The sequence below is a fragment of the Aeromicrobium senzhongii genome (assembly GCF_014334735.1).
Classification (GTDB): Bacteria; Actinomycetota; Actinomycetes; order Propionibacteriales; family Nocardioidaceae; genus Aeromicrobium; species Aeromicrobium senzhongii.
In genome coordinates this window covers 2,254,889-2,270,995 of sequence record NZ_CP060587.1, presented here as the reverse complement: position 1 = coordinate 2,270,995, position 16,107 = coordinate 2,254,889, and the positions used below count along the sequence as shown (strand labels likewise).

Annotated in this window: 4 protein-coding genes; all 4 read left to right on the top strand. The window is 67.3% G+C overall.

Features of this window, described 5'->3' with window-relative positions:
* Positions 1-90 precede the first annotated feature (90 nt).
* Genes H9L21_RS15615 through H9L21_RS11235 form a run of 4 tightly spaced genes read left to right on the top strand, consistent with a single transcriptional unit; the run spans position 91 to position 16,026 of the window.
* Positions 91-2,943, top strand: a complete 2,853-nt coding sequence (locus tag H9L21_RS15615; protein ID WP_154596816.1) for a helicase-related protein — start codon at positions 91-93, stop codon at positions 2,941-2,943.
* Positions 2,943-7,583 (top strand): class I SAM-dependent DNA methyltransferase, encoded by a 4,641-nt coding sequence (locus tag H9L21_RS11245; protein ID WP_154596817.1) that lies wholly within the window; start codon positions 2,943-2,945, stop codon positions 7,581-7,583. The genes H9L21_RS15615 and H9L21_RS11245 overlap by 1 nt, the downstream gene beginning before the upstream one ends.
* Positions 7,580-13,819 (top strand): DEAD/DEAH box helicase, encoded by a 6,240-nt coding sequence (locus tag H9L21_RS11240; RefSeq protein WP_187411470.1) that lies wholly within the window; start codon positions 7,580-7,582, stop codon positions 13,817-13,819. Before H9L21_RS11245 ends, H9L21_RS11240 begins: the two co-directional genes overlap by 4 nt.
* Positions 13,819-16,026, top strand: a complete 2,208-nt coding sequence (locus H9L21_RS11235; protein ID WP_154596818.1) for a 3'-5' exonuclease — start codon at positions 13,819-13,821, stop codon at positions 16,024-16,026. Before H9L21_RS11240 ends, H9L21_RS11235 begins: the two co-directional genes overlap by 1 nt.
* The last annotated feature ends 81 nt before the right edge of the window (positions 16,027-16,107 follow it).

Here is a 16,107-nt window from a genome sequence, read left to right as displayed (position 1 = left end):
CGCTCGTCGGCCCGCGGGTCTTTCGCGATTCGGTGGCGATGATAGAAACGGCACCATGAAGACGGTTCCGACGATTTCAGGCGTTGCGTGATGACCGTCACAGACGAGGGCACCCCGACGATCGCGCCGGGTTCGGTCGTGCTGGTGCGCGACGAGGAATGGCTGGTCACCCAGGTCGAGCCGACGAACGACGGATCGTTCATCCACGTTCAGGGCCTGAGCGAGCTGGTGCGCGAGACCGAGGCGGTGTTCGCGACCGGCATCGCTCAGGAGTCGATCGAGATCCTGGACCCGGCGAACGCGCGTGTGGTCGCCGACGATTCTCCGGAGTACCGGCGCGCTCGGTTGTGGCTCGAGGCCACGATGCGCCGGTCGTCGGTCCCGTTGACCGAACCTGCGCTGACGGTGTCGACCGAAGGCCTCGCCGACACCCTCGACTATCAGCTCGCCGCCGTGAGGAAGGCGCTGGACCCGGAAAAGATCCGACCTCGAATCCTGCTCGCCGATGCGGTGGGCCTGGGCAAGACGCTCGAGATCGGCATGATCCTCAGCGAGCTCGCGCGCCGCGGCCGCGGCGAGCGGATCCTGATCGTCACGCCCAAACACGTGCTCGAGCAGATGCAATACGAGATGTGGACGCGCTTCGCGCTGCCATTCGTGCGCCTCGACTCCGTCGGCATCCAGCGGATCCGCCAGAAGCTCCCCGCCAACCGCAATCCCTTCGCGTTCTACAAGCGCGTCATCGTGTCGATCGACACGCTCAAGAGCGACCGTTACCTGGCGCACCTGGAGAAGCAGCAGTGGGACGCGGTCGTCATCGACGAGTCGCACAACGTGACGAACTCGAGTGCGCAGAACAACCGCCTCGCGCGTCTGCTCGCCCGCAAATGCGACGCTCTGATCCTGGCGTCGGCGACGCCCCACAACGGCAAGGCCGAGTCCTTCGCCGAGCTCGTTCGCATGCTCGAGCCGAGTGCGGTGACGCCCGACGGCGAGCTCGTCGAGGACGAAGTCGCCCGTCTGGTGATCCGTCGTCATCGGCACAGCCCGGAGGTTGCCAACGTCGTCGGCGACATGTGGGCCGAACGGATGGAGCCGCGCAACGTGCTCGTCCCCGCATCGCCGATCGAGAACGAGATCGCCGTCGAGTTGGACGAGGTTTGGCTTCACCCGAAGTCGGGGTCGAACCCCTACTCGGGCAAGAACGCGAAGCTCTTCCCGTGGACCCTAGCCAAGGCGTTCCTGTCGTCGCCCGCCGCGCTGAAGGCCACGGTGCGCGATCGCATCGCGCGCTTGGGGGAGCCGACTCGCGACACCGCCCGCGAGATCGAAGCGCTGCAGCGCTTGGCGGATCTCGCCGATCGTGCGGACGTCGAGCCGTCGTCGAAGTACGAGGAGCTCGTGCGCCATCTCAAGGAGATCGGGGTCGGCCGCGGCAAGACGACGCGCGCTGTGGTCTTCGCCGAGCGTGTCGCCACGCTGGAGTGGCTCCAACGCCGACTGACGACCGACCTGAGGATGAAGGCCGACGAGGTCGTCGTTCTGCACGGCGGGCTCAGCGACGAGAGTCAGCAGGAGGTCGTCGAGTCGTTCAAGCAGGAGTCGTCGGCGATCCGCGTCCTGGTGACCGGGGACGTGGCGTCCGAAGGCGTGAACCTGCATCTGCAGTGCCACCACCTGATCCACTTCGACATCCCCTGGAGCCTGATCCGGATCGAGCAGCGCAACGGTCGTATCGACCGGTACGGGCAGCGCCACCGTCCGCAGATCACGACGCTGCTGCTCGACCCGGACAGCGAGAACTTCGCCGGGGACGTGCGGATCCTGAAGAAGCTGATGGAGAAGGAGCACGAGGCGCACCGGGCGCTGGGCGACGCCGCATCGCTGATGGGCAAGTACAGCGAGGCGGCCGAGGAGGAGACGATCCGCCAGGTGCTCGCACGCGAGCGCGACCTCGACGACGAGGTCAGGTCGATCGACGAGATCGGCGCCGGTGACGGTATCGAGGATCTCTTCGCCCGACTGTTGAGCGCGCAGTCCGCGCAGACGGCCTCCGCTCCGCCGGCTGAAGAACGACGGTCGACGATCTACCCGGACGCGTCGAGCTACCTCGCCGATGCACTCGACGAGGTGTTCCAGACCCCCGGTCACGACGCTCCGAACGGCGTCTCGTGGAAGCAGCACCCGGAGCACGGACTCGCCGAGCTCCGGCCCCCGCGCGACCTCGCAGCGAGATTGCAGGTACTGCCGCAGTCGTACCTGCGCGACCGCAAGGTCGTCGAGCGCTTCGTGGTGGCGACCACGCAGTCGAAGGGTCGCGCGGTGCTGGCCGACGCGATGTCCGACGACTCGTCGTCCCTGTGGCCCGAGGCGAGCTATCTCGCCCCGCTGCATCCGGTCCTCGATTGGATCAGCGACCGTGCGCTCGGTTCGCTCGGCCGCAACGAGATCTTCGCCGTCCGTGGTCACGTCGATCACCCGTCGGTCCTCGTCCACGGCAGCTTGACCAACCGTCGCGGGCAGGTCGTGGCCGCGTCGTTCGTCATCGTCGAGTTCCCGGACCCCGGCCACCCCACCTTCGCGACCGCGACGCCCTTGGCGTCGATGTCCGACGCGCTGGACCGGCTGCGGATCGCCACCGTCAACACCGGAGCGGTGAGCGACGCGGAGGCGCTGACCGATCTGGTGCGGCCGGCCGTGCACTCGGCCGAGAGCGCCATCGGCCAGATGGCCGACGCCGCGGCCGAGGAGACGCGTTCGCGCGTCAAGGCGTGGAGCGCTCGCCTGCAGACCTGGCAGGCGCAGGCCGAGACGTTGTTCCAACGTGACACGCTGCGTCGTCGGCGCGAAGACGTCACCATCGAGCGCCGCATGATCGAGGAGATGCTGCCCGAGCAGCGACTCATCCGGCCGTTGCTCGTCGTCGTGGGAGAGGATCACTGATGGCCGTCAGCGACGCACTCGTGGTCGGTGAGGCGTGGATCAGCGAGCACTACTTCACGACCGACGCCAAGAACCAATCCTTCCAGGCGCGGGTGCTCGAGCGTCGGAAGTTGTGGGACCAGGACAAGGACCACGGCACGACGCGGACCCGCTTCACGTCCCGGCGGTCTCAGCTTCTCGGCACGTTCGCCACGCTGCAGCCCCGTGACGAGCGGCTTCCCGAGCTTTACCGGACGATCGAGTCGATCCTGGGATACGACCGCGCCGGCTTGACCCGCGACCGTGTCGGGCCGGTATCGCGGATCCACGCCGCAGGGCTCACCGGCGACGCTCCGTTGGCGATCGTTCACGCCGTCGCCGTCGATTCGGTCGAGGATCTGCTGAACAAGGACAAGACGACGCTGCTCGAGGCCTACGAACCCGACGACTCGACGTCGCTGAAGTCGGTCGCCCGTACGGTGTCGCACCTGTTCACCTCGGCCGACCACCCGGAGTTCGTCTTGGTGCTCGCGGGCCGTCTGGCGTTGATCGCCGAGCGGGAGCGATGGGCCGAAGGCCGTTACCTGCTGGTCGATCTTCAGCTCGTCTGTGAGCGGAACGACGACAAGCGAGGCGGCGAAGTCGATCGCGCGCTGACCTGCCTGGATGCCGCATCGCTGGCACCGGACGCCGACGGCGAGATCTGGTGGACCGGACCGCTCGAGGAGTCGGTACGTCACACCGTGGGCGTGTCCAAGGACCTGCGCGAGGGGGTGCGCCTGTCGATCGAGATCATCGCGAACGACGTCGTGGCGCGACGTCGCGAACAAGGGCTCGAGCCGCTGCCCGCCGACCAGGCACAGATGCTGGCACGGCAGTCGCTGCGCTTCCTCTACCGGGTCCTCTTCCTGCTGTACGCGGAGGCGTCGCCCGAGCTCGGCGTGCTGCCCGTCGGTGCACCCGAGTACGACCGCGGCTACAGCCTCGATCGGTTGCGCGACTTGACCCTCGTGGAGCTCACCACACCGCGGTCGCAGAACGGAACGCATCTCTACGACTCGCTCGACGTGCTGTTCTCGCTGGTCGACCAGGGTCATGCGGTGCCGCAGGACGACGATTCCGTACTCAGCGGGCTGGAGTTCCAGAGCCTGCGGGCGGACCTCTTCCTGCCGTCGGCCGTCGATCTGATCCGCTCGACGAAGCTCGGCAACCACGCCCTACAGCAGGTGCTGCGGCATCTGCTCCTGAGCAAGGAGAGCAAGGGTCGCGATCGCGGGTTCATCTCCTACGCCGAGCTCGGTATCAACCAACTGGGCGCGGTCTATGAGGGCCTGATGTCCTACACGGGCTTCTTCGCCGAGACCGACCTCTACGAGGTCGCCAAGGGCGGCGACGCCTCCAAGGGTTCGTGGGTCGTACCGGTCCATCGAGCCGATGACATCGCGGCAGCCGACTTCGTGATGACCACCGACGAGTACACGGGTGAGACGAAGCGGGTGCTCCACCGGGCAGGGACCTTCGTCTACCGGCTGGCGGGGCGGGAACGGCAGCAGTCCGCGTCGTACTACACGCCGGAGGTGTTGACCCGGTTCACCGTCTCGCAGGCTCTCGAGGAACTGCTCGATCAGGGCGGGCACCGAACCACCGCCGAAGAGATCCTCGGTCTGACCGTCTGCGAGCCGGCTCTCGGTTCGGGCGCCTTCGCGATCGAGGCGGTTCGGCAGCTGGCCGAGCACTACCTGACGCGACGTCAGGAGGAGCTCGGCGAACGGATCGATCCGGACGACTATCCGCGGGAGTTGCAGCGGGTGAAGGCGTACATCGCGCTGCACAACGTGTACGGCGTCGACCTCAACTCCACGGCCGTCGAGCTCGCCGAGATCTCGCTGTGGCTCGACACCATGGTCGAAGGGCTCGAGGCGCCGTGGTTCGGCCTGCATCTGCGGCGCGGGAACTCGCTCATCGGGGCGCGGCGCGCGGTGTACTCCGTCGGTCAGGTCGAGAAGAAGACCTGGCTGAAGGACGTTCCTCGCGACGTCTCGTTCTCGGACATCACCTCCGGATCGGTCCACCACTTCCTCCTGCCCGCCGAGGGGTGGGGTTCGGCCGTCGAGGCCAAGGAGGCGAAGTCCCTCACCCCCGATGCACTCGCCGAGCTCAAGGCGTGGCGCAAGTCGGTGTTCCGCAAGCCGACGAAGAAGGAAGTGACCGCACTCCTGGACGTCGCGCGCCGGGTGGAGACGCTCTGGGAGATCGCGCTGGAGCGTTTGCGGATCGCCGAGCGTGAAGTGCGCCGATCGATCGACGTCTGGGGGTGGGAGGCCGAGGCGACGACCGGTGCGGTGACTCGTGAGGAGATCGAGCGGAAGCTCGCCGACGCCGACGGTGCCTATCGGCGCCTGCGCCGTGTGATGGACGCCTGGAACGCGCTGTGGTTCTGGCCGCTCACCGACGAGTTGACCACCGTCGAGCTCGCCGGCGAGCTTCGACGAGTGGATCCGCCGACCTTCGACCAGTGGCTCGACGCTCTGGTCGCGATCGTCGGTACGACTCCGCCCTCCAGCGCGAGGGGCAAGCGCGCCCCGGGTGAGGGGCAACTCGGTCTCGAGACCGGTGGCGACTGGTCGTCGCTCGGGCAGGTCGAGGAGCTGGACCTCGACTTCGCCCAGGCCCGCCCGATCGAGAAGGTCCTGGCAGATCACCCGTGGCTCGTCGTCTGCGAGCGCATCGCAGAGCAGCATGGCTTCTTCCACTGGGAGTTGGACTTCGCACCGGTGTTCCACGGCGGCGGGTTCGACCTGCAGGTCGGAAATCCGCCGTGGGTCCGTCCGCGCTCGGACGTGGACGCGCTCCTGGCAGAGGGTGACCCGTGGTGGCAATTGGCGGTCAAGCCCACCCAGGCCCAGGTGTCCGAGAAGCGTGAGCAGACGTTGGCGCTCCCTGGTATCGAGCAGCTGGTGGTCAACGGAACGACGGACGTCGCCTGCACCGCCGCCTTCGTCGGTTCACCGCTCGAGTACCCGCATTTGAAGGGTCTGCAGCCCGACCTGTACCGCTGCTTCATGGAGCAGACGTGGCGCCACCAGTCGGGAATCGGAACGATTGCGCTGATTCACCCGGAAACCCACTTCACGGATGAGAAGGCCGGGCTGCTTCGCGAGCCGACCTACTTGAGACTTCGTCGACACTGGCACTTCCTGAATGAACAGATGTTGTTCGAGATTGACGACAAGGCGTTCTTCGGCGTGCACGTGTACGGGACGTTGAAGGACAAACCCGGTTTTGAGTTGGCAACGTACATCTACCACCCCGACGTCGTGACGCGCTCGTACGCGCATGATGGCTCGGGTGAGGAGCCGGGGCTCAAGGACCCGGAAGGCAACTGGGATCTGCGTCCGCACGCCGACCGCATCATCACGGTCACCGACGACGTCCTCGCGACGTGGCACGCCGTCCTCGAGAACGACGACGTTCCCGTTCGACGCTCGCGCATGGTGTACGCCGTCAACCGATCGACAGCAGAGGTACTCGCGAAGTTGGCATCCGCGCCGCGACTTGGAGAGCTCGGGCTCGAGTTCTCCGCTGGATGGCACGAGAAGAACGACCGCACGAAGGGGTTCTTCGACTCCGAGTGGGGCCGGCCTGACTCGTGGGACGACGTCATCCTGCAAGGGCCCCACCTGTTCGTGAACACTCCGATGTACAAGTCGCCCAACCGCACCATGCTCCACAACCAGGACTGGTCGGCCACCGACTTCGAGACGCTGCCCGCCGACGCCATCCCGATCACCTCGTACAAGCCGCGCGGCGACCGTGCACGCTACGACGCGAGCTACACCCACTGGGGTGACGACGCTCGCGACCCCGCCCGCGCCCACTACCGCCTTGCGTGGAGAAAGATGGCGGCGAACACAGGGGAACGCACGCTCATCTCCGCAATCATCCCGCCGGGTTCTGCGCATATTGACGGCGTGTATTCGTTTCGAGTGCCCGATAGTTCCGTTCGGACCTTGTTGGGAATTGCGGCGAAGTTGTCTTCACTTGTCCTCGACTTTGCGGTCCGGGTCGCGCCGAAGTCGAACATCCGAGCTGGAGTGATCGGCCGTCTTCCATTCGTGAGTACCCACCCACTCCTCGACTGCCTGACGCTTCGAGCGGCACGGATGACCTGTGTGGCCAACGCGTGGGAGCCTTTGTGGGTGGGGGCGTGGAACGAGGGTTGGATAACCGATGCGTGGGCCGGTGGGTTCGAGTACGAAGGGCGCCCCCCGCTTGCTTACGGGAGAAACTGGACGACGAGCGCGCCGTTGCGACTCGCATCGGACCGACGCCAGGCGCAGGTCGAAATCGACGCGATCGTGGCGCTGATGCTCGGCCTGACCGCCGATGAGCTGTGCACGATCTACCGGACACAGTTCTCGGTGCTCTACGGCTACGACCGGAACACGTATTTCTACGACCGCAACGGACGCCTCGTCCCCAACTCGGTGCTGACCGTGTGGCGGAAGAAGGGCGACGCGATCAACGAGGAGGAGCGCACGGCGACGAACCAGGCGGGCAACACGTACACCTACGAGTTGCCGTTCGCGACGCTGGACCGCGAGGCCGACATGCGGCAGGCCTACGCCCACTTCGAGAAGATCCTGCAGGAGCGTTCGTGAGCGAGCTTCTGCCCAGCACCCAGGCGGCCCGCGTCCGCGACGGCCTCGTCGACTACCTGCGCACCACCTTCGCGCTGGCGGACGACGACGCCGGTCGCGCGCTGCAGGAGTTCCTCGAGGATCAGTCGAACGGGATCTTCAAGGGCCCGTACCTGCGTCTCCGGTTGCCGTTCCGGCCGGCCGAGGACGGCTGGCGCGACAGCCTCGAGTGGTACGAGGGCTTCCCGCCCTACGGACACCAGGCTGCGGCGTTCCGTCGACTGACGAGCCTCGGACTCGGCGCGGAGCGACCGCGACCGGAACCGACACTCGTGACGACCGGAACCGGGTCAGGTAAGACCGAGTCGTTCCTCTATCCGATCCTCGACCACGTCCTGCGGGCGAAGCGGGACGGCGTCACCGGGATGAAGGCGCTGATTCTCTATCCGATGAACGCCCTGGCCAACGACCAGGCGGGGCGACTGGCGACGATGATCTCGTCCCACCCCGAACTCGAAGGCGTGACCGCCGCGCTCTACACCGGGCAGGAAGGCCCGCGCCGCACCAAGGTGTCGGCCAAGGGGTTGATCACCGACCGCGACGTCATCCGTTCGGCCGTCCCGGACATCGTGCTGACGAACTACAAGATGCTCGATCAGATGCTCCTGCGCGAAGCCGACGCGCGGATCTGGGAACAGAGCGCTACCAGCCTGCAGTACCTCGTGCTGGACGAGTTCCACACCTACGACGGAGCGCAGGGCACCGACGTGTCGATGCTGCTGCGGCGGCTGGGTCTGGCGCTCAAGAGCCACTGGGGCGACGGTGATCCTTCGATCAGCGAAGCCGATCGCAGTCGTCCGCTGGGCCGGATCACACCGGTCGCCACCTCGGCGACGTTGGGCGATCAAGGCGATCCCGGAACGATGCTGGAGTTCGCCCGAACGGTCTTCGGCGAAGACTTCGACGGCGCCGCGGTCGTCACCGAGTCGAGACTGTCCCTCGACGAGTGGACCGGACGCCACGAGGCGGCGGGCGCGCCGGTGACCCTCCGTGAGCTCGAGGCGACGCTCGACGCCGTCAGCGACGTCGATCACGGCGACGGGTACGCGATGGCGCAGGCCGTCCTCGGCGTGCTCGGAGCCCCTGAAGTCGACGCGGGCACGTTCGAGCCCGGCACCGAGGAGCATATGCTCGCCGTGCTGCGTCGGTTGCCGCTGACACGGTGGCTCGCCGCGCGAAGTGCCGAAGCCGTCGCCCTGAGTGATCTGGCCGCCGACCTGCCCGGCACCCGGGAGCAGGCCGAGAACTTCCTGCTGGCGTTCGTCGCCGCACTGAGTCACGTGCGAGCCGTTCTCGGCCGCGAGGCACTCTCCGTCGAGCTGCACCTGTGGGTGCGGGAGTTGACCCGCATCGATCGAGACGTCTCGGTCGTTCCGCATTTCAGTTGGTCCGACGACGGTGAGTTCGAGGGCGACCGCACCGTGCTTCCCGCGATCTACTGCCGGCACTGCGGCCGGTCCGGGTGGGGAGTGGTTCTGGCGCCGGTCGGGCTCGATCTGGAGACCGGGGACGAAGCCATCCGCGGGCGCAAAGCCGCCGGCGACGAGCGCTTCAGGCCACTGATCCATGCGCCCGCCGAGGGCGAGGCGGCGATCTCGGGATCCGACACGGCCGACAACCTCATGTGGTTGTCCTCGACGAAGCGTCGGCTGACCGCGACCCTGCCGGACGAGGAAGCCGACGTGCGCGAAGGCCTCGTCCTCCCGGTGCTCACCCATCGCGGGGAGGACGCGGGCGAGCTGTCGCGCGGCGACGTCTGCCCGTCGTGCCAGCGCGCCGACGGTATCCGGTTCCTCGGGTCGGCGATCGCGACGATGCTCTCGGTGACGTTGTCGACGTTGTTCGGCACGTCGGGACTCGATCAGCGTGAGAAGAAGGCGCTGGTCTTCACCGACAGTGTTCAGGACGCCGCCCATCGGGCGGGGTTCGTCCAGAGCCGCTCCCACAGCCTGACCATGCGCGCGGTCATTCGCGATGCTGTCGGCGAGGGCGAGCTGACCCTGGACGAGCTGGTCGACCGCATCATCGAACGCAGCGGAGACGACCCGCGTCGTCGCTACCGGATCCTCCCGCCCGAACTCGCCGATCGTGAGGAGTTCTGGGAGTTCTGGAACGCGCCGACGCTGGCCGATGTGCCGGCGAGGGTGAGGTCGAGGGTGCGGCGTCGGCTCCTGCTCGACGTTCAGCTCGAGTTCGGACTGCAATCGAGGGTCGGACGCACCCTCGAACTGACCGGGGCGGCCGCCGCGCGCGTGGACGTCCCGCAGGCGACCCTGCTGGCGGCAGCCCGGTGGGCGGTCGACGAGGCGGAGCAGCAGGCACTCGGCCAGCCGCGACCCGACGACGTGCTCGTCGCCTGGGCGCGGGGCGTCCTCGAGCGGATGCGCGAGCGTGGGGCGATTGAGCACGAGTGGTTCCGGCGCTACCAGGAGGACGACGGAGGGCGCTACAGCATCTGGGGCGGACGTGACCGGGCCGGAGGCATGCCGGCCTTCCCGGCGGGCCGGGCCGCCCCCGGCTACCCGCGGATCGGCTCGGCGACGGCCGCGAAGGGATCGGACCTCGATCCCGTCACCGGTGTTCAGAGCTGGTACGCCAGGTGGGCGGCGAAGTGCCTCGAGGTGTCGCCGTCCGAAGCCTCCGTGTACGGGCGGCTGTTGATGGAGCGACTCGCCAGGAACGGCGCGGTACAGATGAACACCTACGGCGCCGGGGTGAAGGTGTTCCAGCTTTCGTCGCCGTCCGTCGTTGTGTCGACGCCCGTTCTCGACGATCTGACACAGGGCCGTATCCGGCTCGTGTGCGACACCTGCAGGTCGGTCGTCCCGGGTTCGCCGACGACCATCGACCAACTCGACGGTGCGCCGTGCATGGTCGCGCGGTGCCTCGGTTCTTTGCAGCGGGTCGCGGTGAGCGACAACTTCTATCGGCGGATGTACGAATCCGCCGACATCCAGCGGGTGGTGGCGCGCGAGCACACCGGTCAGCTCGACGACGAGACCCGGCTGCGGTACGAAGAAGGATTCAAGGAGTCGGACTCCGATCCCGACGCGCCGAACGTGCTGGTCGCCACGCCCACCCTGGAGATGGGCATCGACATCGGCGATCTGTCGACCGTGATGCTGGCTGGCCTGCCGCGCAGCGTCGCCTCGTACCTTCAGCGTGTCGGACGCGCGGGGCGCCTGACGGGCAATGCGCTCGACCTGGCGTTCGTCACCGGCCGGGGGGACCAGCTGCCGCGGATCGGCGATCCGCTCTCGGTCGTCAACGGCGATGTGCGTCCTCCGGCCACCTATCTCGACGCCGAGGAGATCCTGCGACGTCAGTACATCGCTTCCGTCGCCGATCGGCTGGCGCGCGATTCGGCGGCGCCGCATCCGACAAGGGCCGTCGAGGCGATGAACGCGGCCGACCCGGACGGATTCCTCGCAGTGCTGATGAATCGTGCCGAAGAGCACGCCGAGCAGTACCTCGACGCGTTCCTCGCAGGCTTCGAACTGCGGAAGGAAGCAGCTGACGGACTTCGCGCATGGGCGACGCCGACGTCGGGGCCCGGTACGAGTGGCCTCGTCCGACGACTCCTCGAGGCGGCTCACCGGTGGGAGCACGAGATCGAGACCCTCACCTACCGCGCGGCCGAACTGCAGAAGGTCCTCCCCGATCTGCAGCAGAGGGCAGAGAGTCCGGCCGCGAGCAGCGACGACAAGGCGGCGTTCCGGTCCGCTCGCGCGGCCTCGAAGATGGCGCGGTCGAACCTGGCGCACCTGCGTGGCATCTACTGGATCTCCGTGCTCGAGGAGCAGGGGGTGCTGCCCAATTACACCCTGTTCGACGACTCGGTTGCTCTCGACGTGGCCCTCAGCTGGGTCGACCCCGAGACCGGTGAGTGGGAAGAGGAGCCGCAGACGTTCAACCGTGGAGCGGCCCTAGCGCTGCGGGAGTTCGCGCCGGGAGCCACGTTCTACGCCCGCGGCCACCGGATCAAGGTCGACGCCGTGGATCTCGGACACGACGGTGAGGCGGTGCGGACCCTGGTGCTGTGCCCGGCCTGCGGCCATTCGAGCGAGGCGGACGAACACCAGCCCGGGTCGTGTCCGCGCTGTGGAAGCGTCGGATTCGCCGACGTCAAGCAGCGGCTGGAGACCGTCGAGCTGACCAAGGTCTCCTCGGAGATGAAGCGCGACGAAGCGATCATCGACGACGCGCGCGACGAGCGGGTGCGCGAGAGATTCACGGTCGTCGTCGCCGCCGACGTCGACCCGCAGAAGGTGTCCCGCCAGTGGTTCGTCGAAAGCTCGGGGTTCGGGGCGCGCCACGTGCGCGACATGACGATCCGATGGATCAACGTCGGCAAGTCGGCGAGTCAGGGCACGCAGCGCACCTTGGCGGGGAGCGACTATGTCGCCGGGTTGTTCCGCGTCTGCGCGTCGTGCGGACGCCTGGACACCTCGACCCAGCGCAACTCCGCCTCGGAGCACCGGCCGTGGTGCCCGAACCGACGAGCCGTGGAGGAGAGGACGCGAGCGATCGCGCTCACGAGGGAGCTGGTCACCGAAGGGCTCGTCGTTCGGTTGCCCCACCTCGTCGCGCTCGGAGACCGGTACGCGGTGCCGAGCCTGAGTGCCTCGCTGCTGTTGGGGCTCAGAGAGCTCATCGGAGGAGCGCCGGACCACATCGCCGTCGAGACGATCGTCGACCCGACTCCCGGCTCCGAGACCGCGAACCACGATGCCTTGCTGCTCCACGACGTCGTCCCGGGCGGTACCGGGTACCTGGCGGATCTGGCCGACCCCGACGGCCTCCGGAACGTCCTGCACCGTGCGTGGGCGGTCGTCCGTGACTGCCCGTGCGCGGACGAAGGACGACTCGCGTGCCACAGGTGTCTACTCCCGTTCGCGCCGGCGGGACGAAGCGGGCTCGTCTCGCGGGTCGCCGCCGAGCGGCACCTGCGCGAGATCCTGTTCGGCAGCGCCGACGACGATCTGGACGAGACGTCCTCCTGGGTTCTGACCGAGGAGCCGGTGGAGGCTTTCGACCCGGAGACGAAGATCGAACAGCGATTCCGCGCGGTGCTGCAGGAACGACTGTCGGCACTGAACGCCCATGTGACGGAGAAGCCCGGACCTCACGGCAACCGGCTCATCATCAGGTTCGCCGGGCGCACCTGGACGCTCGAACCTCAGGTGAACGTTCTGGGCTCGAAGCCGGACTTCCTCCTGCGATGCGACCAGCCCGTGCCCGACGTCGCGATCTTCTGCGACGGATGGACCTACCACGCATCGCCCCGAAACAACCGGCTCGCCGACGACGCCCTCAAGCGTCGAGACCTGCGCGACGCGGGCTACATCGTGCTCGGCATCTCGTGGGCCGACCTCGAAGGCGAGAGCGAGCGGCCGCCATGGTGGAACTCCGCGTCGAGGGACATGCTCAAGGCATATCCCCCGGCGAGGCTCCACCCGAGTTCGGTCGAGCTACTCGAGAAGGGACCGCTCGACCTTCTGGTCGCCTGGATCGCCGAACCCGACGTCGAGAGGATCGAGCGACTGGCGAACTGGATGCCCATGTTCTCGTTCGGCACGGCGGTCGAGGGGACGTCGGCACTCACCGACGACCTGTCCGATCTCGCTGTCGATCTGCTCGACGGCCGTGGGACCCGGGGCACGGGAGCCCGAACGTGGCACTGGACGTCGGGAACGGTGTCGTTCGTCGCGCGCCACGCGAGCGACGCCATGGACGACATCGAACTCGCGGTCGTCCTCGACGACCGGGAAGAGATGCTCGGAATCGATCGCAAGGACGCCTGGCGGGAGTGGCTGCGGTTCGCGAACCTGGTCAACCTGCGCACCCGCGCGACGACGGTCACGACGCGATCCCTCGTGGAAGCGGGCGAGTCCAGCGTGTCCAGGTCTGACGTCGACGTCCCTGCCGGATGGGAGGATCTCTACGCCACCGCGACCGAGGCGGAGAAGAAGCTCCTCGGACTGCTGGCCGTGGCAGGCGTCGCGAAGCCCGAGCTGGGCGTCGAGACCCAGGCCGGAATCCCGCTCGATATCGCCTGGCCCGACCGAGGGGTCGGGGTCGCCGTCGATCTGGCGGACGATGAACGCGTGCAGCTGTCCGAAGAGGGATGGACGATCGTCGACGCCGTCGTCGATGACGTTCTCGCCGCGTTGGCGGTCGAAGGAGGGGTTTCCTGATGCCGCAGATCGTGACGACGCCGGGGGCGTACAACATCGACGGCTCGTTGAAGTCGCAGGCGTTCTCGTTCCTGGAGAAGCTCGCCCAGGACGACTCGAACCCGAGCCTGCACATCGAACCGATCATGAACTCCGCCGACCCACGAGTGCGAACGGGGCGCGTGAACATCCAATTCCGCGCGGTCCTGTTCAAAGTGCAGGGCAGCGGCCAGGAGGCGCACTACGTCTTCACGGGCATCTGGCCTCACGACGATGCCATCGAGCGCGCGAAGAAGGTGAAGCTCAAGGTCAACCCTGTCAACGGAATCGCCGAGGTGATCGAAGCGACGATGCCTGCCGAGGCCCGTGATGCGGCAGATGCGGCGGCCCCGAAGGTGGCGGACCCCGACAAGGTTCCGGTTCTGGTCATGTGGGGTTACACCCTGGACGACCTCGTCGAGGGGATCGGCATCGACCGGCATGTGGCGCATCGGGCGATGGCCGCCGTGACCGAGGACGAGCTGATCGACATCGCCGGAATGGCGGTCGAGTGGCAGGGACTGGCGCTCATCGACCTCATGTCCGGCGAGGCGATCGATACCGTTCGCGAGAAGTACTCGATCACGGTTCACGAGCCGGTCGAGGAAGCCGCCGCCGAGGAACACGTTTCGGACGACGATCTTCTCGAGGCGATGAAGCACCCGGCCGCTCGCGCCCAGTTCTCCTTCATCGAAGGCGAGGACGACCTGCGGCGGGTCATCGAGGAGGGTGACTTCGCGGCCTGGCGGACGTTTCTCCATCCGGAGCAGCGTCGGTATGTTGAGTCCGATTACAACGGTCCGTTCCGACTCTCCGGCGGTGCGGGCACGGGTAAGACGGTCGTGCTGGTGCACCGTGCGACGGCGCTACAGGCGAAGGATCCGTCGGCGGCGATCCTATTGACCACGTTCACGAAGACCCTGGCGGAGTCGTTGCGCTCCGACGTCAAGTCTCTCGAGCCGCAGACGCGATTCGCGGCGAAGCCCGGAGATCGCGGGATCCACGTGAACGGGATCGATGCGGTGGTCCACGCGGTCATCTCCTCGGCCGTTCCCGAGACCCGGGCGATCGCCATCGAGAGGGTCCTGGGCCCGCGCAGCGGCGATATCTCGAACGTGACGGATTCAACCCGAGCTTGGTCCGAGGTCATCGAGAACAATCCTGTCGACCTCGACGCGACGCTGCGTACTTCGACTTTCCTGCAAGCCGAGTACGCGACCGTCGTGCTGCCGCAGCGCATCACGGACCGTGATGGCTATTTCAAGGCGCGACGTCCGGGGCGAGGCACCGCACTGAACCGGTCGAAGCGTGCTGCTGTCTGGTCGTTGGTCGAGGCGTACCGATTCTGGACGGGCATCGACGGCAGTCTCGACTTCCCGGAGAAGGCGGCCGTCGCGGCGGCGATCCTCGAGCAGACCGGCCCCATCTTCGATCACATCCTCGTGGACGAAGGCCAGGACCTGACGCCGAGCCACTGGCAGTTCCTTCGCGCCGCTGCACGCGCGGGGAAGAACGACCTGTTCCTTGCCGAAGACGCACACCAGCGGATCTACGGGCAGCACGTCGTTCTGGGGCGGGTCGGAATCGGCATCGTCGGCCGATCGCGCCGGTTGACGTTGAACTACCGCACGACGGCGGAGAATCTTCGCTACGCGGTGGAGACGCTGACAGGCGAGACCTTCCTCGACGCCGAAGGCGAGCAGGAGGAATCGAACCACTACCGGTCGGCTCGACGCGGGCCGGCACCCCGACTCGTCGCGACGTCGTCCCTGGAGGACGAGCTGGACCAGGCCGCCGTCGTCGTCCGAGCGTGGCTCGACGACGACAAGGCGCCGGAGACCATCGGGATCCTGGTCCGCGACAAGCGACAGATGGCCCGGGTCGTATCAGCGCTCGGCGAGAGAGGTGTCGACGTGCGCGCCGTCGACCACAAGGCCGCGGGAGCGGGAGCGCCGTCGGTGATGACGATGCACCGAGCCAAAGGCATGGAGTTCTCATGCGTGCTGTTGTTCGGAATCAGCGATGACGAACTCCCGGCACGGTACCTCCTGAAGGGGCTCTCTGACACGGACCGCGGTGAGCTTCTGCAGCGCGAGCGATCCCTGTTGTACGTCTCCGCCACCCGTGCACGCGACGAGCTCGTCGTCTTGTGGGCAGGGGAGCCCAGCGACATGCTCCCTCGGTCCTGAGGTTCGTCGACGACGCGATTCTCGAGAGACGCGCATCTTCTTCCGGTGCGAGTTCATCGCGCCGAGAGCGGGGCGCGTCGC

Bases quoted from the DNA above. Each gene is read 5' to 3' on its own strand.
- H9L21_RS11235 (WP_154596818.1), top strand. From the start codon at position 13,819: ATGCCGCAGATCGTGACGACGCCGGGGGCGTACAACATCGACGGCTCG.
- H9L21_RS11245 (WP_154596817.1), top strand. From the start codon at position 2,943: ATGGCCGTCAGCGACGCACTCGTGGTCGGTGAGGCGTGGATCAGCGAG.
- H9L21_RS15615 (WP_154596816.1), top strand. From the start codon at position 91: ATGACCGTCACAGACGAGGGCACCCCGACGATCGCGCCGGGTTCGGTC.